Genomic DNA, 18194 nt, shown 5'->3' with positions numbered 1-18194 from the left:
CTGGTGAATCCCCATTCGCGGGCGCTATAGCGCGGCATGGCTGAGGGTCAAACGAGAGCATGAACACCGAAACCTGCCCCTACGGCAGCGAGGCGATTTCGCGCGCGGCGGCGCTGGTCGCGCGCGGCCAGCCGGTCGCGGTGCCGACCGAGACCGTCTATGGCCTCGCCGCGGACGCGCGCGATTCGGGGGCGGTCGCGCGCATTTATGCCGCCAAAGGGCGTCCCGATTTCAACCCGCTGATCGTTCATGTCCCGCATCTGGCGGCGGCCGAAAAGCTGGGGGTATTCGGCGCTGCCGAGCGCGCGCTGGCAGCGGCCTTCTGGCCCGGGCCGTTGACGTTGGTCGTGCCGCGCACCCACGACTGCCCGGTCGCGAGCATCGCGACGGCGGGCCTGGGGACGATCGCGATCCGGGTGCCGGGGCATCGCGCGATGCAGGCGCTGCTCGTCGCCACCGGCGCGCCGCTCGCGGCGCCGAGCGCCAACGCCAGCGGGAAGGTGAGCCCGACGAGGGCGGCGCATGTGCTCGCCAGCCTCGACGGGCGGATCGCGCTGGTGATCGACGATGGCGCCACGACGGCCGGGGTCGAATCGACGATCGCGCGGGTCAGCGACGGGGTGGTCGAAATGCTGCGACCGGGCCCGGTGACCGCCGCGATGCTGGGCGAGGCGAGCGGGCTGCCGGTAACGGGAGTAGCGGGATCGGAGGTCGTTGCGCCGGGCATGCTCGCCAGCCATTATGCGCCGGGGAAACCGGTGCGGCTGGGCGCGACGGAATTTGCCGACGACGAATATGGGATCGGCTTCGGCGCCGTCGCGGGCGATTATGACCTGAGCGCGGCCGGCGACCTGACCGAGGCGGCGGCGCGATTGTTCGATGCGCTGCACGCGGGCGCAGCGAGCGCGAAGGGGCGGATTGCGGTGGCGGCGATCCCCGAGGAAGGGCTGGGCGCCGCGATCAACGACCGGCTGGCGCGCGCGGCGGTTTAGGCCGCCGCCGGCTCGATCGGGTCGCCGTGCGGTGCCTTGCGGATGACGATCAGGCAGGCCGCGACGATCAGCGCCGCGCCTGCGAGCGTCGGCAAGGCCACCGCCTCGGCGAAGAAGAACCAGCCGAACAGCATCGCCCACAGGAAGCCGGTATATTCGGTCGTCGCAAGGATCTGCGTCTCGGCGCGGGCATAGGCCCAGCTCAGCAGCAGCAGCGAGGTGGTCGCCAGCACCGCGGCGCCGAGGATATACGGCGCCTGCCCGACGTCGGGCACGGCGAGGAACCATGGCGCGCCGAGCGCGAGGATCGCGGCGACGAAGAAATTCTGGAAAAAGGCGATCTCCAGCGGCTCGGCCATCTTGGCCTGCCGCCGCGCGAGGATGAGATTATAGGCGTAGAAGATCGCCGACAGGAATACCGCGCCGATCGCCCATAGCGCCTCGTCGCTGTAATCACTGCCGCCCAGTTTGCCCGCGACGATCACGATCACCCCCGCGAGGCCGAGCAGCGAGGCGGCGATCGAGCGCGGCCCGATCTTCTCGCCCAGAAAGATCGCTGCCATGTAGAGCGCCATCAGCGGCGCGATGAAGGACACCGCGATCGCTTCCGCCATCGGCAGCCGCGCAAGCCCCCAGAAAAAACAGAGCGCCATCCCCGATACGAACAGCGAGCGCCACGCGTGGATCTGCATCGTCGCCTTGTCGGGCCATTTGGGCCGGGTCGCGAACCAGAGCGCGCCGCTGACCAGCGTTCCCGTCCCGGTCCGCCAGAGCACTGCATTATAAGCGCCGATATCTATCGACAGCCCCTTCATCAGCACGTCCATCGCCGAAAAGGTCGCGATGCCCGCGCACGCGATCAGGAAGGGGACAAGGGGAGAGGCCGAATCGGGGCGCATGGCAGCGGCTGTAGCGGAGGGGTTTGGACTTGCACAACGAAACGAAGGCGCGCAGCATCGCTGCGGGTTGCTGGATGGAGTGGGGCCATGACCAAACCGAGCAAGTTCGCGCACGTCGTCTATATGACGCGGCGATATGACGAGATGATCGAATGGTACCAACGCGTGTTCGAGGCCGATGTCGTGCATCAGGACCCGGCGCTCGCCTTCCTGACCTATGACGACGAACATCACCGCTTTGCCTTCGCCAATCTCGAGCTGCTGAAACCCGGCGGCGACGGCGGGCGCGGCGATGTCGGGGTCAATCATGTCGCCTATACGTTCGCGAGCGCGGGCGACCTGCTCGCGACTTACAAGAGGCTGAAGGCGGCGGGCATCGCGCCCTATTGGCCGATCCACCACGGTATCGCGCTGTCGATGTATTATCAGGACCCCGACGGCAACCGGATGGAGTTTCAGGTCGACCATGGCAGCGTCGCCGACGGGGTCGCCTATATGAAGAGCGAGCTGTTCGGCAACAATCCGATCGGGATCGAATATGACCCCGACGAACTGCTGGCGCGTTACGAGGCGGGCGCGGGCGAAGCCGAGTTAATGCGCATGCCCGAGGGGCCGCCGTCGGGCATCCCGGCAGAGCATGGGATGGGTTGATTTTTCAACCGGTCTTTCCGCAACTTGCCTCCCTTCCAAAATCAATGTAATATTATATCATGGACTGGCGGGGCTTTCTTCATGTGGCGCTTCTGACGCTGGCCGTCGGTGGTGCCCTGTTTTTCTGGCTGGCGCCCAAGGATGCGTTCAACCCGGCCGAAGCCGCGCTATTCGAGCGGCTCGACAAAGTGAATCCCGACCATGAGTTGACCGCGGCAGATTTTGTCGAAGCGTTCGGCTTGCCGGACAAATGTCGAGCCGGAGATTGCTATGTCGAAAAATCTGCGATCCCCGCACTTGGCGGTCCGCGCCTGCATCTGCGGCGAGGCGACGGCGGTGCTATCTTCACAATCCAAGGTCTGGACCGCGTCTGCATCAGGACCGACCGGGCCACCGTGAAATATCCTGGCGGGAAGATCGAGGACAATTGTCGGGACGCGAGTTGTCCGAGCTATAATATCCGGCAGCGAGAGGGGCTGCTGGGATTTCTTTGGCCCGATCGTAAATCGAACTGCATCCGGGACATCGTCATCAACACCGAGCGCTGGTTTCGCTGAAGTTGGAAATGGGCAGGCTACCGAAACGTCGCCTGCCCCGCGCCGTCGATGTTGAGTTTCTGCCCCGAACAATAGCTGTTCGCGTCGCTGACGAACCAGACGACCGCTGCGGCGACGTCGGCGGGGACGGCGACGCGGCCGAAGGGCATTTTGGTGTCGAGGTGGTGGATGTCCGCGTTGCCGGTGATCGCGCGCGAGAGCTTTTCGCCCATGTCGCTGACGGTGAGCGCGGGGGCGACGATGTTGACGCGGACGCCGTTCGCAAGTTCCTCCTTCGCGAGCGTCAGCGCGAGCGCTTCGCCGGCCGCTTTCGCCATCGTGTAGGGGGCGCCGTTCGGGGCGTTGGCAAGGGTCGCGATGCTCGAAATGACGACGATGTCGCTCCGGTCGTGCCGGCGTAGCTGCGGCAGCGCGAGGCGCGACAGGCGGTGCGGGCCGGCGGCGTGGACGGCGAAGAGCTTGTCGACCTCGGCCGGGTCGGTGTCGGCGACCGCGAGGCCACGGCTCGCAATGCCCGCATTGTTGACGAGGATCGACAGGGGACCGAAGTCGGCTTCGATGCCCGCGATCATCGCGGCGCAGGCGGCCTCGTCGACAACCGACGCCTGATACGCCTTCGCCTTGCGGCCGAGCGCCTGGATCGCGGCGACGGTTTCGGCGGCGGCTTCTTCCCCACGCGTATAGTTGACCGCGACATCGGCGCCCGCTTCGGCGAGGCCGATCGCGATGCCGCGGCCGATCCCGCGCGACGCGCCGGTGACGAGCGCGACGCGCCCTGCGAGGTTGATGTCAGTCATCAGTCTCTCCCCATAAGTTCTTGATAGATTTCGTCTTCGCTGCGGCTCGCGGCGTTGCGCCACTTCGGTGCGGCCCTGCGGTTGAGAACACGGCCCTCGGCATCGAGGATCGCGACGGTTGGCGTGCCCTTGATCCGGAAGCCGAAGCGTTTCGGCACCGCGGGGCTGCGCCCGAGGCCGCGGACATGCGGCATGCCGATATCGGCATAGACGATCTCGTAACGGTCGCGGACCGGCGCGAAACGCGCGGTCCCGAGCAGGTTGGCGAGCCAGGCGCTGTCGTGACAATCGCCGGTGCCCATGACGAGGAGGACCGGCTTGCCCGACTGTCGCGCTCTCGCGAGCGCGGCGTCGATTGCCGGCATCGGGTCGGCGACGAAAGCGTCGGTCCGGTAGGGGTCTTCGACGCCCGGTATGGTGCGCGTTTCGCCGGCGGCGGCGGGTGCGAGCGCCAGCAGCGTGATGGCGAGGGGAAGGGCGAACCGGCGCGTCATGGTCTGACGATAGGTTTTGCATGACGTTTCCGTCAACGTAAGATAGCCTCCATCCCCATGAGCTGGAAAAAAGAGATCGAGGAACTCGCGCAGCGCCGCGCGATGGCCGAAAAGATGGGCGGCGCGGAAAAGGTCGCGCGCCAGCACGGCCGCGGCAAGATGGACGCGCGGGCGCGGCTCGCGGCGCTCGTCGACGCGGGCAGTTTTCGTGAGATCGGCAAGATTGCGGGGCGCGGCAGTTACGGCGCCGACGGCGAACTCGAAGACTTGGCCGCATCGAACTTCATCTTCGGACGCGCGAATATCGACGGCCGCCCGGTCGTCGCCTCGGCCGACGATTTCACCGTGCGCGGCGGCGCCGCCGACGCGGCGCTGCACCGCAAGTTCGTCCAGTGCGAGGCGATGGCGCATGAATATCGCCTGCCGCTGATCCGCATGATCGACGGCACCGGCGGCGGCGGGTCGGTCAAGACGCTGGAGGATATGGGCTATACCTATATCCCGCATGTTCCGGGGTGGCACGAGATCATCGCCAATCTCGATACCGTGCCGGTGGTCGCGCTGGCGCTCGGGCCGACCGCGGGGCTGGGCGCGGCGCGCGTCGTCGCGAGCCATTACAGCGTGATGGTGCGCGGGCTGTCGCAGCTCTTCGCGGCGGGGCCGGCGGTCGCGGCGGCGATCGGCGATACGCTGGATCGCGAGGAATTGGGCGGAACCGATGTCCACACGCGCAACGGCGTCGTCGACGACGAGGTGGCGAGCGAAGCCGAAGCCTTTGCGGCGGCGCGGCGCTTTCTGTCGTACCTGCCGTCGTCGGTCCACGAGCGCGCGGCGCGGACCGAATGCCGCGATCCGGTGGGGCGCCGCGAGGAGGCGCTGCTGTCGGTCGTGCCGCGCGAAGCGAAGATGGTCTATTCGATGCGGCGCATCGCCGATGCGGTATTCGATCAGGGCAGCTTCTTCGAAATGGGCGCGCGCTGGGGGCGGGCGGTGATCACCGCCTTCGCACGGCTCGACGGCTATCCGGTCGCGGTGCTCGCGAGCGATCCGTCCTATCTCGGCGGGTCGTGGGACGCGAAGACGAGCGAGAAGGCCGAGCGCTTCGTCAAGATGGCGGACCAGTTCCGGCTGCCGATCGTCCACCTCGTCGACAATCCAGGCTTCATGATCGGCGGCGAGGCCGAGCGGACGGGGACGATCCGTTACGGGGTGCAGGCGATGAACGCGATCTATCGCGCGACGGTGCCGCTGGCATCGGTCGTGGTGCGGCGGGCTTACGGGATTGCGGGGAGCGCGATGAGCAATGCCGAGCGCTTCCAATATCGCTTCGCATGGCCGTCGGGGGACTGGGGCAGCCTGCCGATCGAGGGCGGGGTTGAGGTCGCCTACAAGAGCGAACTCGAGGCGGCAGAAGACCCTGCGGCGCATCTCGAGGCGATCCGCGAACGATTGAACCGCGTGCGCTCGCCGTTCCGGACGGCGGAAAAGTTCGGGGTCGAGGATATCATCGACCCGCGCGATACGCGGCCGTTGCTGTGCGAATTTGCCGAGATGGCGTGGCGGGTGCTGAAATAGCATATTCCCCGTCGTCATCCCGGACTTGATCCGGGATCCATTTGCGCAATGGTGTCTGGATCCCGGATCAAGTCCGGGATGACGAGGGAGAGGGGACGGGCTCAGGCATGACCACCGCACGTCATTACGGCATGGACTGGCTGCGGATCGGCGCGTTTGCGCTGCTGATCCTCTATCATATCGGCATGTATTTCGTGCCGTGGGGCTGGCATGTGAAGATCGCCGAGCCGATCGACTGGGTCGCGATCCCGATGCTGGCGACCAATGGCTGGCGGCTGGCCCTGCTGTTCCTCGTCTCGGGTTATGCCAGCGCAGCGTTGTTCGCGAAGCTCGGCGGCAGCGGGACGTTCGCGCGGTCGCGCAGCGCGCGGCTGCTGGTGCCGCTGCTGTTCGGCATGGCCGTCGTCATCCCGCCGCAGCCGTGGATCGACCTTGCCGGACAGCATGGCTACCGCCAAGGCTTCCTGCACTTCTGGCTGCACGATTATTTCGGTTTCCAGTTCATCGACGGCATCGCGCTGCCGACCTGGCAGCATCTGTGGTTCGTCGTCTATCTGTGGGTCTATACGATGCTGGCGGCGCTGCTGCTCGCGGTCGTGCCCGAAGGCGTCCGCGCACGGATCGCCGACGCGGCGGCGCGGTGGCTGAACGGCTGGGGGCTGCTGGTCTGGCCGCTTGTGGCATGGCTGATCATTTATGCGCTTTTTCCGGATCATGACGAAACGCATGCGCTGTTCGACGACGGGCCGTCGCACCTCCATTATCTGGTGGCCTTTGCCGCCGGCTGGCTGCTCCGCGTCCGACTGTCGCTGTTCGACGCGGTCGCGCGCTGGTGGAAGGTCGCGGCGATGCTGGCCGTCGTCGCCTTCGGGCCCGTGGCGTGGATCGAATGGACCTGGCCGGGCGACACGATCGCGCCCGACTGGGTGTTTCCGCCCTATCACATCGCGCGGCTGGTGCAGGGCTGGGCGGCGATCGTCGCGCTGGTCGGGATCGCCGACCATTATTGGAACCGCGACCACCCTTGGCGCGCCACACTCGCCGAGGCAGTGTTCCCTTTCTACATCATCCATCAGACGATCATCGTCGTGGTCGGCTGGTACCTGTTGCGCGCCGGCGTCGACGCGCTGCTGTCGTTCCTGATCCTTCTCGCCGCGACCGTATCGGGATGCTGGCTTTTCTACGCGATCGGGCGCAGCATCGGCTGGCTGCGGCCGCTGATCGGATTGCAGCGCGGGTAGGGGAGACGACATGGGAGCATTAAAAGCGGTCATGGCGGTTGTCGGCGTCGCGGCGTTGCTGATGGGCGGGCTGTGGATGCTGCAGGGGCTCGATATCATACGATGGCCGGCGAGCAGCTTCATGCTCGGCGATACGACTTGGACGCGCAACGGTGCGATCCTCTCCGCCGTCGGCGCGGCGCTGGTCTGGTTCTCGCGCAACCGTCGAGCCTGAATCATCGACTACAAATGTAGTTGATCCGTATTGTGAATGTGATACACCTCGTTCCGACAGGGGCCGGATGGAGACAAGAATGATGCGCCTTTTGCCTGCCTTGCTGATTGCCGCGAGCGTTGCTGCGGTTGCCGTCCTGCCGACGGCCCCGGTGCTGGCCGCCGACGATGCGAGCGCCAACGCCATCGCCGAAAAATATGCCGCGCTGCTCGAGAGCGACTATGTCTATCCCGAGACCGGCAAGCGCTATGCCGCGGCGATCCGCGCCGCCATCGCCGTGGGCCGCTATGCGCCGCTCTCCGGCGAGGCATTGGGCGAGGCGATCGATGCCGATGTCAATGCGGTGTCCCCCGACGGGCATCTGAGGGTCCGGGTGCCGGAGGGCGCCGCCGCGCCGGGCGTTACTGCGCCGACGCGCTATCCGCCGCGGGTGCCGATCGAACAGCCGGGGTGGATCGCGCCGGGGATCGCCTATATCCGCTTCAACATCTTCCCCGACGATCCGGCGGTGACCGCAGCGGCGGCGAAATTCATCGCCGACCATGCCGATGCGAGGGCGGTCATCTTCGACCTGCGCACCAACGGCGGCGGCGGCATGGACCAGATGGACGTGATGTTCCCGTGGCTGTTTGCGGCGCCGACCCGGCTGGTGACGATGGCGACACGCGCCTCGGTCGATGCCGAGGGCGGTTCGCCGATCGACGGCATCGCCTCGATGCGCAAGGTCGACGGCGATCCGGGGATGGTGACGCGCGAGCATTGGGCGACGCCGAACGGCGACGCGCGGCTGCGCGATGCAAAAGTCTATGTGCTGACATCGGGCGGCACCGCATCGGCGGCCGAGCATTTCTCGCTGGCGATGAAGCATAGTGGACGCGGGACGCTGGTCGGCGCGCCGACCGCGGGCGCCAATCATTTCGGCCGCGGCGAGGAACTCGGCGGCGGCTACGAAGCCTTCATCCCGGTCGGGCGCACCTATGATCCGGCGACCGGCAAGGACTGGGAAGGCGACGGGGTGCAGCCCGACATCGCGGTGCCGCCCGCGGAGGCGCTGGTCCGCGTGCTCACCGACCTGGGCGTCGAGGCGGGCGAGGCGAAGAAACTGTCCGACACGCATATGCCGAGCCGGCCGATGGAGCGGCGCAAGCCCGCTCCGGCGCGTTAGGAACGGCGCAGATAGGGCAGATTGTCGCGAAAGGCGGCCTCGATATTGTTGCCGTCGGGGTCGAGCAGGAAAGCGCCATAATAGCCCTCGGCGCCCTCGCGCGGGCCCGGCGCGCCATGGTCGGTGCCGCCTGCGGCGATGCCCGCCGCGTGAAACGCGTCGACGGCGTCTTTCGACGGCGCGACGAAGGCGACATGCATCTGGTTGACGCCGGTGCGCGACCCTTCGGCCCAATAGCTCGGGCGAAGCGTGCCGACCCACAGATAGGGGATCGGCTCCTCCTTGCTTTTGCCGAAGATAAAGGCCTGCTCGCCATTGTCGGCGGTGACGAGACCGAGCGGCTTGCCGATCGCGTCGTAAAAGGTGCGGGCGCGGGCGAGGTCGCTGACGACGATTCCGGTATGGTCGAACATGGCGGGAAAACGCGGCATCCATGGCCATTGTTCCGCCATTCGTCGGTTGGTCGGCGTCTGCACTGTGTTGGTCGAATAACACGCCTCCGATGGCGGCGGACCGGCTATTCGCGGTTGGCATATATTCAGGGAGGTTGGCCATGCTGAAACCATCGCACAAGATTCACCTGCTCACCGTTTGCAGTCTCGCCTTGGCGGGCGCGATCGCCTTGCCGCCGATGTCGGCCGCCGCCCAGATGATGGGAACCGCCAAGCCGTCGCGACCCGCCGCCGATATTGCCGAGGACGCGGCGCGCAAGCCGGGGATGATGCTGCGCTTTGCCAACGTCAAGGCGGGGCAGCGTGTCGTCGAGATCCTGCCCGGCGGCGGTTATTACACGCGCGTGCTGTCGGCGGCGGTCGGCCCGCGCGGCACCGTCGTCGCGGTGATCCCGCGCGAATCCGATCCGCTGCGCAAGCTGGTGCGCGAGCCCGGCCGCGGCAATGTGAAGCTGCAGATCGGAGCGCTCGCCGACCTCGCCCGCGCGGGCCCCGCCGATGTCGTGTGGACGTCGCGCAACTATCACGACCTGAAAGGCGGCGACGCGTCCGCTGACCTCGCCGATCAGGTCAACCGCGCGGCGTTCGCGGCGTTGAAGCCCGGCGGCACCTATATCGTCACCGACCACAGCGCCGCAGCGGGATCGGGCGCGCGCGACGTCGGCAGCCTGCACCGCATCGACGCTGAGGCAGTGAAAGCCGAGGTGCAGGCGGAGGGATTCGTCCTCGACGGCGAAAGCGACCTGCTCGCCAACGCGGGCGACGACCGCACGAAGCCGGTGTTCGACCCCGCAGTGCAGGGCAAGACCGACCAGTTCGTGCTGCGGTTCCGCAAGCCGAAATAGCGGGGTCAGGCGTGTGCGCTGCCGGCTAGCTCCGTCAGTGCCGCGCCGTCGACGCGCATCACCGTCCATTCGTCCATCAGCTTTGCACCGAGGCTCTGGTAAAAGCCGATCGACGGGGTGTTCCAGTCGAGCACCCACCATTCGAGCCGCGCGCAATCGCGTTCGACGCAGAGCCTGGCGAGATGCGCGAGCAGCGCCTTGCCGAGCCCCGAGCCGCGCGCGTCGGGACGGACGAACAGATCCTCGAGATAGATGCCGGGCCGCCCCTCGAAGGTCGAGAAATTGTGGAAGAACAGCGCGAAGCCCTGCGCCGTGCCGCCCAACTCGCCGATCACGACTTCGGCATAAGGGCGCGGGCCGAACAGCTTCTCGCCGAGCTTTGCCTCGTCGAAGCGCACCTCGTGGGCGAGCTTTTCATAGTCGGCAAGGTCGCGGATGAACTGCGCGATCAGCGGCAGGTCGGCGGGGGTGGCGGGGCGGATCGAGAGCGTCATCGCGCCCGTCTGTCGAACGCCGCAGCCGCTGTCAAATCCGCTTTCGCATGCGCAGGATGATGAGCGCCGCGATGACGAGCGCCGGCTGGCCGATCACCGCTGGCGCATCGGCCCAGAAGGTCGCGGGACCGCAGATACCGGCGGCGACCTCATAGATATGCAGGAGGCCGTGGAAACTCAGCCACAGCCCGCCGACCACCGCCGCGCGCCAGCGCCGAACGGGGTGAAGCGCCGCGTAGAAGAGGATCAGTCCCGACCCGAGATAGGCAAGGCCGATGTCGCGGATGAAATGCGCGTTCGGCGGGCCGGTGGTGACCACGGAGGGGACGAAGACATACCAGTCGAGCGGCTTCACCAGCATGAAGGCGCCGTTGGCGACGGTGGTGACCGCCGCGATCAACAGCAGCAACTGGGCGATGCGGTCGAAGCTATCGAACTTGTCGGGCATGGCGGTGCTCCTCGCGAGGACGCGAGGCTAGCGCTTGCTGACAGCGATGTAAAAGGCGATTTGGCCCGCCCTACGCCGCCTTGCCGTGCAGCGTGTCCATGCTCACCGCGCTGCCGGCGTCGATCTCGGCCGCCTTGGCTTCCACCAGCTTCACGATATGAGCGATCATGTCGGCGTCCTCGACATGATGATCGGTGACGCCCGAGAGATAGACCATATGCTTGCCGTTGCCGCCGCCGGTGACGCCGATGTCGGTTTCGCGCGCCTCGCCGGGGCCGTTGACGACGCAGCCCAATACCGAGAGCGACATCGGGGTCTTGATATGGCCGAGCGCATCTTCGAGCGCCTGAACGGTGCGGATGACGTCGAAGCCCTGCCGCGCGCAGCTCGGGCAGGACACGACGCGGACGCCGCGGGTGCGCAGGCCGAGCGCTTTCAGGATCTCGTAGCCGACGCGCACTTCCTCTTCGGGCTCGGCCGACAGGCTGACGCGGATCGTGTCGCCGACGCCGCCCCACAGCAGATTGCCGATGCCGAGCGCCGATTTGACGGTGCCGCCGATCAGCCCGCCCGCTTCGGTGATGCCGAGGTGGAGCGGGCAGTCGACTGCGTCGGCGAGCTGCATATAGGCCGCGACCGCAAGGAACACGTCGCTCGCCTTCACCGCGACCTTATATTCGTGGAAATCATGATCCTGGAGCAGCTTGATATGGTCGAGCGCGCTTTCGACGAGCGCTTCGGGGCAGGGCTCGCCATATTTTTCGAGCAGATCCTTTTCGAGACTGCCCGCGTTGACGCCGATGCGGATCGCGCAGCCGTTGGCCTTTGCGGCGCGGACGACCTCGCCGACGCGCTCGGATGAGCCGATATTGCCGGGGTTGATCCGCAGGCACGCCGCGCCGGCGTCGGCGGCTTCGAGCGCGCGTTTATAATGGAAATGGATGTCGGCGATGATCGGGATCCGCGCCGCGCGAACGATCTTGCCGAGCGCGGCGGTGCTGTCGGTGTCGGGGCACGAGACGCGGATCAGGTCGGCGCCGGCCTCCTCGCAGCGGCGAATCTGGTCGATCGTCGCCACCGCATCCGACGTCAGCGTGTTGGTCATCGTCTGCACCGTGATCGGCGCGCCGCCACCGACCGGGACGCTGCCGACCATGATCTGGCGGCTGGTCCGCCGCGCGATGTCGCGCCAGGGGCGCAGGCCGGGATTGTGATCGCTCATGATGCTCTCGACGATGCTCGTGAAGGGGGAGATATGCGCCGCTCTTTAGCCCCGCGGGCGGCGCTTGGCAAAGCGAAGCGTGCAGACCCGCAATGTGGCGGCAATGTCACACCCGATGGCCCGAATGGACCGCAGGTGCAGTTTCCGATTGTGCATTGCGTCAAAATCGGCACTTTTTAGCGCGTTCGTCGCTGCAGGCCCGCATCAGAGAGGTGAGAGCGCGTTCGGCAGGGTGGGGACGATCCGGAAAAACAATATGAGGGGACCATCCATGAAGTTTCTCAGCAAGGCGTGCCTCGGCGTGCTGCTCGCGGCGTCGGCAATGTCGACGCCGGCCATGGCGGAGGAAGAGGAGGGCGGCGTTTCCGCCGGTCCGATCACCGTTTCGGGCGGGATCGAGGTCGTCTCCGACTACCGGTTTCGCGGCATATCGCTGACCGGCGGCGATGTCGCGGTCCAGCCGACGCTCACCGTCAGCCACGACAGCGGCCTTTATCTTGGCGTCTGGGGCTCGAACCTCGAAGATACGCCGACCTATGGCAAGACCGAGATCGACATCTATGGCGGCTATGCGACCGAAATCGCGCCGGGGACCGAATTCGACATCGGGCTCACCTATTATGGCTATCCGGGCGGCGAGAAGGCGGCCGGGCCGGCGGATTATTTCGAGATCATCGGCAAGGTGTCGCATACGCTGGGGCCGGTCGAGGCGACGGGCACCGTCGGCTATGCCTGGGATCAGCAGTCGCTGGGCGGTGAAGACAGCATCTATCTCAGCGCCGGGCTTTCGGCGGGCATTCCGACGACGCCGGTGACGCTGTCGGCGCAGGCGGGCTACACCGACGGCGGGCTCGGCGCGCTGGCCCCGGGGAGCCATTATTGGGATTGGTCGATAGGCGCCTCGGCAAGCTTCGGGCCGATCACCGCCGGGGTCAAATATGTCGACACCGACATTCCGACCACCGGGGTGAAGGCGGTCGACAAATATTTCGATTCGGGCGTCGTCTTCTCGCTCGGCTTTTCCTTCTGAGGTAGTGCGAGCGACGACGGCGCGTGCCGCATAGTTGTTCCCCGGCGAAAGCCGGGGTCCAGCGGGCGTAGTGCAATATTTCATGGGCCTCGGCTTTCGCCGGGGAACAGCTATTAGCGCATCAGCCCAGCGGCTTGTCGTAAATCTGATAGACGCGGTTGACCTTGGCCTCGATGGCTGCGGCGACCGCATTCATCCCCTGATTGTCGTCGAGCACCCAGCCGATATCGCCGCGCTGGGTGGCATAATCGCGCACCGCATCGCGGCGGATGAATTCGATCATCATGAAGGCGAGCGTGCTCGCCATGCGGCTGTTCTGGAGCTTCTTGGCCACGCCCATCAACGGCACGCGCAGGATGCGGCTCTTCGGCTTGCGCAGCCACCAGAGCAGGCGCGCCCAGTTGAAGGGGAACAGCGACCCGTCCATGTCAATGAGCAGTTCGTTGACATTCGGCAGCACGATCATGAACGCGACCGCTTCGCCGTCGACCTCGGCGACGCGGATCAGGTCCTCGAACACGATGTCCTTCAGCTTCTTGCCGATATAGGCGATCTCGCTGTCGGTCAGCGGCACGAAGCCCCAATTGTCCGACCAGGCGTCGTTGAGCAGGCCCATGATCAGCTTCGCTTCGGCGTCGAAACGCCGCTTGTCGACCTTGCGGATGCGGATCCGCGCATTCTTCTCGCCTGCGGCGACGATGCGGTTGACCAGCGGCGGAAAGCCTTCGTCGACGCGAACGTCATAGTTGAAGAGCTGCTTCACCGGCTGATAGCCCGCCGCCTCGATCCAGCCGCGGTAGAGCGGGCTGTTGTGCCCCATCATGATCGTCGGCGGGGTGTCGAACCCTTCGATCAGCAGGCCGGGTTCGTCCCAGATCGAGATCGACAGCGGCCCGAGCGCGCGGTGCATGCCCTGGCCGCGCAGCCAATCCTCGGCTGTGACGAGCAGCGCGGCGGCGGTTTCGGCATCCTCGGCCTCGAGCAGTCCCCAATTGCCGGTGCCCGGGCCCATGCCTTGCTCGACGGGCTGTGCGAGCGCGAGATCGTCGATATGCGCCGAGATGCGGCCCACCGTTCGCCCGTCGCGGCGCGCGAGGAAAAATTGCGCCTTGCCATGCTCGAACCACGGATTCTTGCCGGGGGTGAGCAGGCCATAGACTTCGCCCTTCAGCGGCGGCACCCACGCGGGATCGCCGCGATTGAGCCGGAAGGCCAGCTCGACGAACTCGGTTAGGTCGGCCTTGGACTTGACGGGGTGAATGGTGACGGGGCCTTGCGAATGTCCGCTCATACTGGTTTCCTGAAGAAGGCTTCCTATCTTTGTTGGCGACGCATTAGGGCATTGATGAGGCACTGGCGACCCGCATTCGGCCATTTTGCTGCCACGAAATCATGATGAAGAGCAGCCTATGTTTGCGATGAACACTCTTGTCGACCGGGCGTCGGAGCCGTCCGCGGCGGCGACCCCGAAATCGGCGATCGCCGACGATATGGCGATGATCCGCGCGGCGTCGGAGCTGACGCGCGACCTGACCGCGCCCAGTCCGCGCATCTACTGGACCGATTTCCTCGCTTCGGCTTTCGTCGGCTATGCCGGCATCGCGGCGGCGATTTTCGCGCCGTCGACGGCGTGGATGCTCGCCGCCTCGCTGGTCGCCGTGCTCGCCCTCTATCGCGCCGGCAGTTTCATCCACGAGATCACGCATATCCGCAAAAATGCGCTGCCGGGGTTCCGCCTCGGCTGGAATATGCTCATCGGCGTGCCGCTGCTGATCCCGTCGTTCATGTATGAGGGCATCCACAGCCTGCACCACAACCGCACCAAATATGGTACGGTCGACGATCCCGAATATCTGCCGCTGGCGCTGATGAAGCCGTGGACGGTGCCGCTGTTCGTCGTCCTCGCAGCCTTTGCGCCGCTGGCTTTCGTCTTCCGCTATGCGGTGCTGACCCCGCTGTCGTTCCTGATCCCGCCGCTGCGCCGGATCGTCGTCGAACGCTATTCGGGGCTGATCATCAACCCGATGTTCCGCCGCAAGCCGCCCGAGGGCGAATTCCGCCGCCAATGGGCCTGGCAGGAAGGCGGCGCCTGGGCGTGGTCGACCTTGCTGATCGCCGCGGGCGTTTTCGGCTGGGTGCCGCTGCGCGCGCTGATCATTTTCGGCGCCATCGCGTCGGCGACCGTGGTGCTCAACCAGATCCGTACCCTCGTCGCGCATCTGTGGGAGAATGACGGCGGCGTGCTGACGGTGACCGCGCAGTTCCTCGACAGCGTCAATGTGCCGCCGCCGGGCGTGCTGCCCGAACTGTGGGCGCCGGTGGGGCTGCGCTACCATGCGCTCCACCATTTGCTGCCGGGGGTTCCCTATCATGCGCTCCCGGAGGCGCATCGCCGCCTCAAGGACGCGCTGCCCGCGGACTCGCAATATCATGGCGCCAATTATGCCGGATTGCCGGGGCTGGTCGCGCGGCTGGTGGCGGGGTCGGCACGGGGCGGGGCGGCATAATCCGTCCCGAACCGGCTGGACCGGAGCTCAGGGCAATTCGGCGAGCGAAGCAATAAATTTCTGTCGCGCGGCGATACGCCGGAGCCGTCTTCGGCGAAGCAGGAAACCGGCAAGCCCGAACGACGCGCACCAAAGTAGCGCAAAGCCTGCCGAGCCCAGGATCGGCAATGCATTTTCTGGGTGGCGTAAGATCATCAGCCCGAAGACGATGACGGCGCCAAGAGATGCAGCTACCCAAATTCCAAGCAAAAAGCGTTCTGCGGCCGGGGAGGGGACGCTCTGGGCCGATGGATAAAGGTCCATTCGTCGAAGCGCGCCTTATTCCTCGGTCCGGGTCAAAATCATCTCGCCGATCAGCGCGAAGAGAATGAACGGTCCCCACGCTGCGAGGAAAGGCGTGTAGGCGCCGAGGTCGCCCATCGCGAGCGCGAAATTGTCGGCGACGAAATAGGCGAAGCCGAGCGCCATGCCGAGGATCGCGCGGACGAACAGCTTGCCCGAGCGCGCGAGCCCGAAGGCCGCGACCGCGCCGAGCAGCGGCATCAGGATGGCCGACAGCGGCCCCGAAATCTTGTGCCAGAGCACGCCCTTCAGCGCATCGACCGGCCGCCCGGCGGCTTCGAGATCGGCGATCGCCGACTGGAGCTGGAGGAAGGGCAGTTCGTCGCCGTCGACCTGCGCCAGCGTGAACTGGTCGGGGCTCACGCCCTTGGCTGCAACGATATTGCCGAGCGGTTCGAGCGTCCCCGAGCGGCGCAGGAAGCGCTTGGCATTGGTGAGCTCCCAGCCGCCGTCGACGGCGCGGGCGCTGTCGGCCGACAGGATCGACGAGAGGACGCCCTGCGTGCGCTCGTAGATCGCGACCTTGCCCAATACGACCGTCGGCCCGCCGGTCTGCACCGTCTGGGCGTTGATCAGGTCGTCGCCGGCGCGCACCCAGATGTTGCTGCGCCGCCCGCTGTCGGCCGGCACCTGCGCATATTGCACCTTCTGCCACGCGCTGAGCGCGGCGTTGGCGCGCGTCACGATGCGTTCGTTGAAGACGAAGCTGATCCCGGCGACGAGCAGCGCGGCGAGGAACAGCGGCGCGAGCACCTGATGCGCCGACATGCCCGACGCCTTCATCGCGATCACCTCGCTGTTCTGGTTGAGCGTGATCAGCGTCAGGATCGTCCCGAGCAGCACCGAAAAGGGCAGGAACGTCTCGATGATCTGCGGCAGGCGCAAGCCCACATAGCGCCAGACGTCGCTGTCGCTGTTGCCCGCGACCGCGAGGATCTTGCCGCTCTCGCCGAGCAGATCGAGCGTTTGCAGGATCAGTACCAGCGCGAACAGGATCGCGAAGCTGCGGACAAGGAACAGGCGTCCGACGTAAAGCGCCATCGTGCGCGACGGGAAGAAGTGGAGCTGGTGCATCAGGCGATCTTGGACTTGCGCTGGAAAATGGTCATCAGCGCGCGGACTTTCTGGCTGGCCTTGGCCGCGACGCGTTCGAGCGCGCCGATCGGCTGGCCGCCGGGGACATGCGCGACGGTATAATACATCCACACCGCGAGCGCCGCGAACAGCAGGAAGGGCACCCACAGCGCGAGGATCGGGTCGACCGTGCCGCGCGCGCCGAGATCCTCGGCATATTGGTTGATCTTGTGCTGGGTGACGAGGAGGACGATCGACAGGAAGACCCCGAGCGACGAGGTCGACCGCTTCGGCGGGATGGCGAGCGCGATCGCGATCAGCGGGATCAAGAACATCGACATCACCTCGACGATACGAAAATGGAAATTCGCCCTTATTTCCAGCCGGGTGGCGGCGGATTCGGCCTTGTCCTTGCCGGCGACGAACAGTTCGGGGATCGTCATTTCGCGGTCGGACCCGCCGCGGGTGCGGAAGGCCTCGATCTTGGGCAGCGGGATCGGCAGGTCGTGGTTGTCGAAGCTGAGCACGCGCGGCACCGCGAACTTCGGCGATTCGTGGATCAGCACGCCCTGCGTCAGGCGCAGGATGATCGTGTCGGGATCGTCGGTCGCGAGGAACTGCCCCTGCGACGCGGTGGCCGATACGCTTTGCCCGTCCTTTTGCTCGCCGCGCACGAAAATGCCGCGCAGGCTGCGGCCGTCGTTGTAGCTTTCCTCGATCCGCAGCGTCATGCGCTCGCCGAGCTTGGTGAATTCGCCGACCTTGATCGACGCGCCGAGCGCACCCGAGCGCAGCTCGAACTGCAAACCTTCATAAGCATAGCGTGCAACCGGCTGAATAAAGCCGACAATCGCGAGGTTAAGCGCGGCCAGCGCGACGGCATAGGCAAAGGGTACGCGCATCAATCGCCCGAAGCTCATGCCGACACCCTTCAGCACGTCGAGCTCGCTCGACGTCGCGAGCCGGCGGAAGGCGAGCAGGATGCCGAGCATCAGTCCGATCGGGATGCCGAGCGAGAGATATTCGGGGATCAGGTTGGCGAGCATCCGCCACACGACGCTGACCGGGCCGCCTTCGGTGGCGACGAAATCGAACAGCCGGAGCATTTTTTCGAGCACAAGCAGCATCGCCGACAGGACGAGCGTGCCGAGCATGGGAAAGAAGATGAGCCGCGCGATATAGCGGTCGATGGCAG

General features: G+C 66.1%; 21 protein-coding genes. 10 read left to right on the top strand and 11 right to left on the bottom strand.

Annotated features, from left to right (window positions below; translation table 11 throughout):
* The first annotated feature begins 59 nt into the window (after positions 1 to 59).
* Positions 60 to 992, top strand: a complete 933-nt coding sequence (locus tag V6U71_RS12680) for an L-threonylcarbamoyladenylate synthase (RefSeq protein WP_411338808.1) — start codon at positions 60 to 62, stop codon at positions 990 to 992.
* On the opposite strand, the gene V6U71_RS12675 is transcribed toward V6U71_RS12680, so the two are convergent.
* On the bottom strand, positions 989 to 1891 hold the full coding sequence (locus V6U71_RS12675) for a DMT family transporter (protein WP_411338807.1): 903 nt from the start codon (positions 1889 to 1891) through the stop codon (positions 989 to 991). The genes V6U71_RS12680 and V6U71_RS12675 overlap by 4 nt on opposite strands.
* Positions 1892 to 1978: 87 nt before the next feature.
* Here V6U71_RS12675 and V6U71_RS12670 point away from each other — a divergent pair, with 87 nt between their 5' ends.
* Both V6U71_RS12670 and V6U71_RS12665 read left to right on the top strand, forming a co-directional pair.
* Positions 1979 to 2542: a VOC family protein gene (locus tag V6U71_RS12670; protein WP_411338806.1), complete on the top strand. Its 564-nt coding sequence runs from the start codon at positions 1979 to 1981 to the stop codon at positions 2540 to 2542.
* 59 nt (positions 2543 to 2601) lie between these two features.
* Positions 2602 to 3099 (top strand): hypothetical protein, encoded by a 498-nt coding sequence (locus V6U71_RS12665; protein WP_411338805.1) that lies wholly within the window; start codon positions 2602 to 2604, stop codon positions 3097 to 3099.
* 17 nt (positions 3100 to 3116) lie between these two features.
* Here the strand turns inward: V6U71_RS12665 and V6U71_RS12660 are convergent, their stop codons facing one another.
* Positions 3117 to 3896, bottom strand: coding sequence for an SDR family NAD(P)-dependent oxidoreductase (locus tag V6U71_RS12660; protein WP_411338804.1), 780 nt, complete (start codon positions 3894 to 3896; stop codon positions 3117 to 3119).
* A complete protein-coding gene (locus tag V6U71_RS12655; RefSeq protein ID WP_411338803.1) occupies positions 3896 to 4390 on the bottom strand; it encodes a thioredoxin family protein in 495 nt (164 codons plus the stop codon). Before V6U71_RS12655 ends, V6U71_RS12660 begins: the two co-directional genes overlap by 1 nt.
* Before the next feature lie 57 nt (positions 4391 to 4447).
* Here V6U71_RS12655 and V6U71_RS12650 point away from each other — a divergent pair, with 57 nt between their 5' ends.
* The 4 genes from V6U71_RS12650 (at position 4448) to V6U71_RS12635 (ending at position 8585) form a co-directional block, all read left to right on the top strand.
* Positions 4448 to 5965, top strand: a complete 1518-nt coding sequence (locus tag V6U71_RS12650; RefSeq protein WP_411338802.1) for an acyl-CoA carboxylase subunit beta — start codon at positions 4448 to 4450, stop codon at positions 5963 to 5965.
* 107 nt (positions 5966 to 6072) lie between these two features.
* Complete coding sequence (locus V6U71_RS12645; protein ID WP_411338801.1) at positions 6073 to 7206, top strand: acyltransferase family protein; 1134 nt, start codon at positions 6073 to 6075, stop codon at positions 7204 to 7206.
* Between the two features lie 10 nt (positions 7207 to 7216).
* On the top strand, positions 7217 to 7420 hold the full coding sequence (locus V6U71_RS12640) for a hypothetical protein (RefSeq protein WP_411338800.1): 204 nt from the start codon (positions 7217 to 7219) through the stop codon (positions 7418 to 7420).
* A 79-nt stretch (positions 7421 to 7499) separates the two neighbouring features.
* Positions 7500 to 8585: a S41 family peptidase gene (locus V6U71_RS12635; RefSeq protein WP_411338799.1), complete on the top strand. Its 1086-nt coding sequence runs from the start codon at positions 7500 to 7502 to the stop codon at positions 8583 to 8585.
* Here the strand turns inward: V6U71_RS12635 and V6U71_RS12630 are convergent.
* Entirely contained in the window at positions 8582 to 8998 is a 417-nt protein-coding gene (locus tag V6U71_RS12630) for a VOC family protein (protein ID WP_411338798.1), read from the bottom strand. The genes V6U71_RS12635 and V6U71_RS12630 overlap by 4 nt on opposite strands.
* A 140-nt stretch (positions 8999 to 9138) precedes the next feature.
* On the opposite strand from V6U71_RS12630, the gene V6U71_RS12625 reads away from it, so the two are divergent.
* Positions 9139 to 9882: a class I SAM-dependent methyltransferase gene (locus tag V6U71_RS12625; RefSeq protein ID WP_411338797.1), complete on the top strand. Its 744-nt coding sequence runs from the start codon at positions 9139 to 9141 to the stop codon at positions 9880 to 9882.
* 5 nt (positions 9883 to 9887) lie between these two features.
* Here the strand turns inward: V6U71_RS12625 and V6U71_RS12620 are convergent, their stop codons facing one another.
* The 3 genes from V6U71_RS12620 to ispG all read right to left on the bottom strand — a co-directional run bounded on the left by V6U71_RS12620 (position 9888) and on the right by ispG (position 12046).
* On the bottom strand, positions 9888 to 10376 hold the full coding sequence (locus V6U71_RS12620) for a GNAT family N-acetyltransferase (RefSeq protein WP_411338796.1): 489 nt from the start codon (positions 10374 to 10376) through the stop codon (positions 9888 to 9890).
* A 31-nt stretch (positions 10377 to 10407) separates the two neighbouring features.
* The gene (locus tag V6U71_RS12615) at positions 10408 to 10824 is read right to left on the bottom strand and encodes a hypothetical protein (RefSeq protein ID WP_411338795.1); all 417 of its coding nucleotides are present in this window, start codon (positions 10822 to 10824) and stop codon (positions 10408 to 10410) included.
* Between the two features lie 70 nt (positions 10825 to 10894).
* Positions 10895 to 12046, bottom strand: coding sequence for a flavodoxin-dependent (E)-4-hydroxy-3-methylbut-2-enyl-diphosphate synthase (gene ispG / locus V6U71_RS12610; RefSeq protein ID WP_411338794.1), 1152 nt, complete (start codon positions 12044 to 12046; stop codon positions 10895 to 10897).
* A gap of 271 nt (positions 12047 to 12317) precedes the next feature.
* Here ispG and V6U71_RS12605 point away from each other — a divergent pair, with 271 nt between their 5' ends.
* The gene (locus V6U71_RS12605) at positions 12318 to 13076 is read left to right on the top strand and encodes a TorF family putative porin (RefSeq protein WP_411338793.1); all 759 of its coding nucleotides are present in this window, start codon (positions 12318 to 12320) and stop codon (positions 13074 to 13076) included.
* A 121-nt stretch (positions 13077 to 13197) separates the two neighbouring features.
* On the opposite strand, the gene V6U71_RS12600 is transcribed toward V6U71_RS12605, so the two are convergent.
* Positions 13198 to 14367, bottom strand: coding sequence for an N-acetyltransferase (locus V6U71_RS12600; RefSeq protein WP_411338792.1), 1170 nt, complete (start codon positions 14365 to 14367; stop codon positions 13198 to 13200).
* Positions 14368 to 14494: 127 nt separating this feature from the next.
* Here V6U71_RS12600 and V6U71_RS12595 point away from each other — a divergent pair, with 127 nt between their 5' ends.
* Positions 14495 to 15583: a fatty acid desaturase family protein gene (locus V6U71_RS12595; RefSeq protein WP_411338791.1), complete on the top strand. Its 1089-nt coding sequence runs from the start codon at positions 14495 to 14497 to the stop codon at positions 15581 to 15583.
* A gap of 27 nt (positions 15584 to 15610) precedes the next feature.
* Here V6U71_RS12595 and V6U71_RS12590 read toward each other — a convergent pair whose 3' ends face one another.
* Genes V6U71_RS12590 through lptF form a run of 3 tightly spaced genes read right to left on the bottom strand, consistent with a single transcriptional unit; the run spans position 15611 to position 18153 of the window.
* The gene (locus V6U71_RS12590; protein ID WP_411338790.1) at positions 15611 to 15886 is read right to left on the bottom strand and encodes a hypothetical protein; all 276 of its coding nucleotides are present in this window, start codon (positions 15884 to 15886) and stop codon (positions 15611 to 15613) included.
* 15 nt (positions 15887 to 15901) lie between these two features.
* Entirely contained in the window at positions 15902 to 16999 is a 1098-nt protein-coding gene (gene lptG, locus V6U71_RS12585) for an LPS export ABC transporter permease LptG (RefSeq protein WP_411338789.1), read from the bottom strand.
* Complete coding sequence (gene lptF / locus V6U71_RS12580) at positions 16999 to 18153, bottom strand: LPS export ABC transporter permease LptF (RefSeq protein WP_411342352.1); 1155 nt, start codon at positions 18151 to 18153, stop codon at positions 16999 to 17001. Before lptF ends, lptG begins: the two co-directional genes overlap by 1 nt.
* Positions 18154 to 18194: the final 41 nt, after the last annotated feature.

Source organism: Sphingopyxis sp. J-6 (assembly GCF_046603995.1).
In the GTDB taxonomy this organism is placed as follows: domain Bacteria; phylum Pseudomonadota; class Alphaproteobacteria; order Sphingomonadales; family Sphingomonadaceae; genus Sphingopyxis.
Note: the sequence above shows the minus strand (reverse complement) of the source record. Positions and strands in the feature narration are given on the sequence as shown.

Bases quoted from the DNA above. Each gene is read 5' to 3' on its own strand.
- V6U71_RS12680 (WP_411338808.1), top strand. From the start codon at position 60: ATGAACACCGAAACCTGCCCCTACGGCAGCGAGGCGATTTCGCGCGCG.
- V6U71_RS12675 (WP_411338807.1), bottom strand. From the start codon at position 1,891: ATGCGCCCCGATTCGGCCTCTCCCCTTGTCCCCTTCCTGATCGCGTGC.
- V6U71_RS12670 (WP_411338806.1), top strand. From the start codon at position 1,979: ATGACCAAACCGAGCAAGTTCGCGCACGTCGTCTATATGACGCGGCGA.
- V6U71_RS12665 (WP_411338805.1), top strand. From the start codon at position 2,602: ATGGACTGGCGGGGCTTTCTTCATGTGGCGCTTCTGACGCTGGCCGTC.
- V6U71_RS12660 (WP_411338804.1), bottom strand. From the start codon at position 3,896: ATGACTGACATCAACCTCGCAGGGCGCGTCGCGCTCGTCACCGGCGCG.
- V6U71_RS12655 (WP_411338803.1), bottom strand. From the start codon at position 4,390: ATGACGCGCCGGTTCGCCCTTCCCCTCGCCATCACGCTGCTGGCGCTC.
- V6U71_RS12650 (WP_411338802.1), top strand. From the start codon at position 4,448: ATGAGCTGGAAAAAAGAGATCGAGGAACTCGCGCAGCGCCGCGCGATG.
- V6U71_RS12645 (WP_411338801.1), top strand. From the start codon at position 6,073: ATGACCACCGCACGTCATTACGGCATGGACTGGCTGCGGATCGGCGCG.
- V6U71_RS12640 (WP_411338800.1), top strand. From the start codon at position 7,217: ATGGGAGCATTAAAAGCGGTCATGGCGGTTGTCGGCGTCGCGGCGTTG.
- V6U71_RS12635 (WP_411338799.1), top strand. From the start codon at position 7,500: ATGATGCGCCTTTTGCCTGCCTTGCTGATTGCCGCGAGCGTTGCTGCG.
- V6U71_RS12630 (WP_411338798.1), bottom strand. From the start codon at position 8,998: ATGTTCGACCATACCGGAATCGTCGTCAGCGACCTCGCCCGCGCCCGC.
- V6U71_RS12625 (WP_411338797.1), top strand. From the start codon at position 9,139: ATGCTGAAACCATCGCACAAGATTCACCTGCTCACCGTTTGCAGTCTC.
- V6U71_RS12620 (WP_411338796.1), bottom strand. From the start codon at position 10,376: ATGACGCTCTCGATCCGCCCCGCCACCCCCGCCGACCTGCCGCTGATC.
- V6U71_RS12615 (WP_411338795.1), bottom strand. From the start codon at position 10,824: ATGCCCGACAAGTTCGATAGCTTCGACCGCATCGCCCAGTTGCTGCTG.
- ispG (WP_411338794.1), bottom strand. From the start codon at position 12,046: ATGAGCGATCACAATCCCGGCCTGCGCCCCTGGCGCGACATCGCGCGG.
- V6U71_RS12605 (WP_411338793.1), top strand. From the start codon at position 12,318: ATGAAGTTTCTCAGCAAGGCGTGCCTCGGCGTGCTGCTCGCGGCGTCG.
- V6U71_RS12600 (WP_411338792.1), bottom strand. From the start codon at position 14,367: ATGAGCGGACATTCGCAAGGCCCCGTCACCATTCACCCCGTCAAGTCC.
- V6U71_RS12595 (WP_411338791.1), top strand. From the start codon at position 14,495: ATGAACACTCTTGTCGACCGGGCGTCGGAGCCGTCCGCGGCGGCGACC.
- V6U71_RS12590 (WP_411338790.1), bottom strand. From the start codon at position 15,886: ATGGACCTTTATCCATCGGCCCAGAGCGTCCCCTCCCCGGCCGCAGAA.
- lptG (WP_411338789.1), bottom strand. From the start codon at position 16,999: ATGCACCAGCTCCACTTCTTCCCGTCGCGCACGATGGCGCTTTACGTC.
- lptF (WP_411342352.1), bottom strand. From the start codon at position 18,153: ATGCTCGGCACGCTCGTCCTGTCGGCGATGCTGCTTGTGCTCGAAAAA.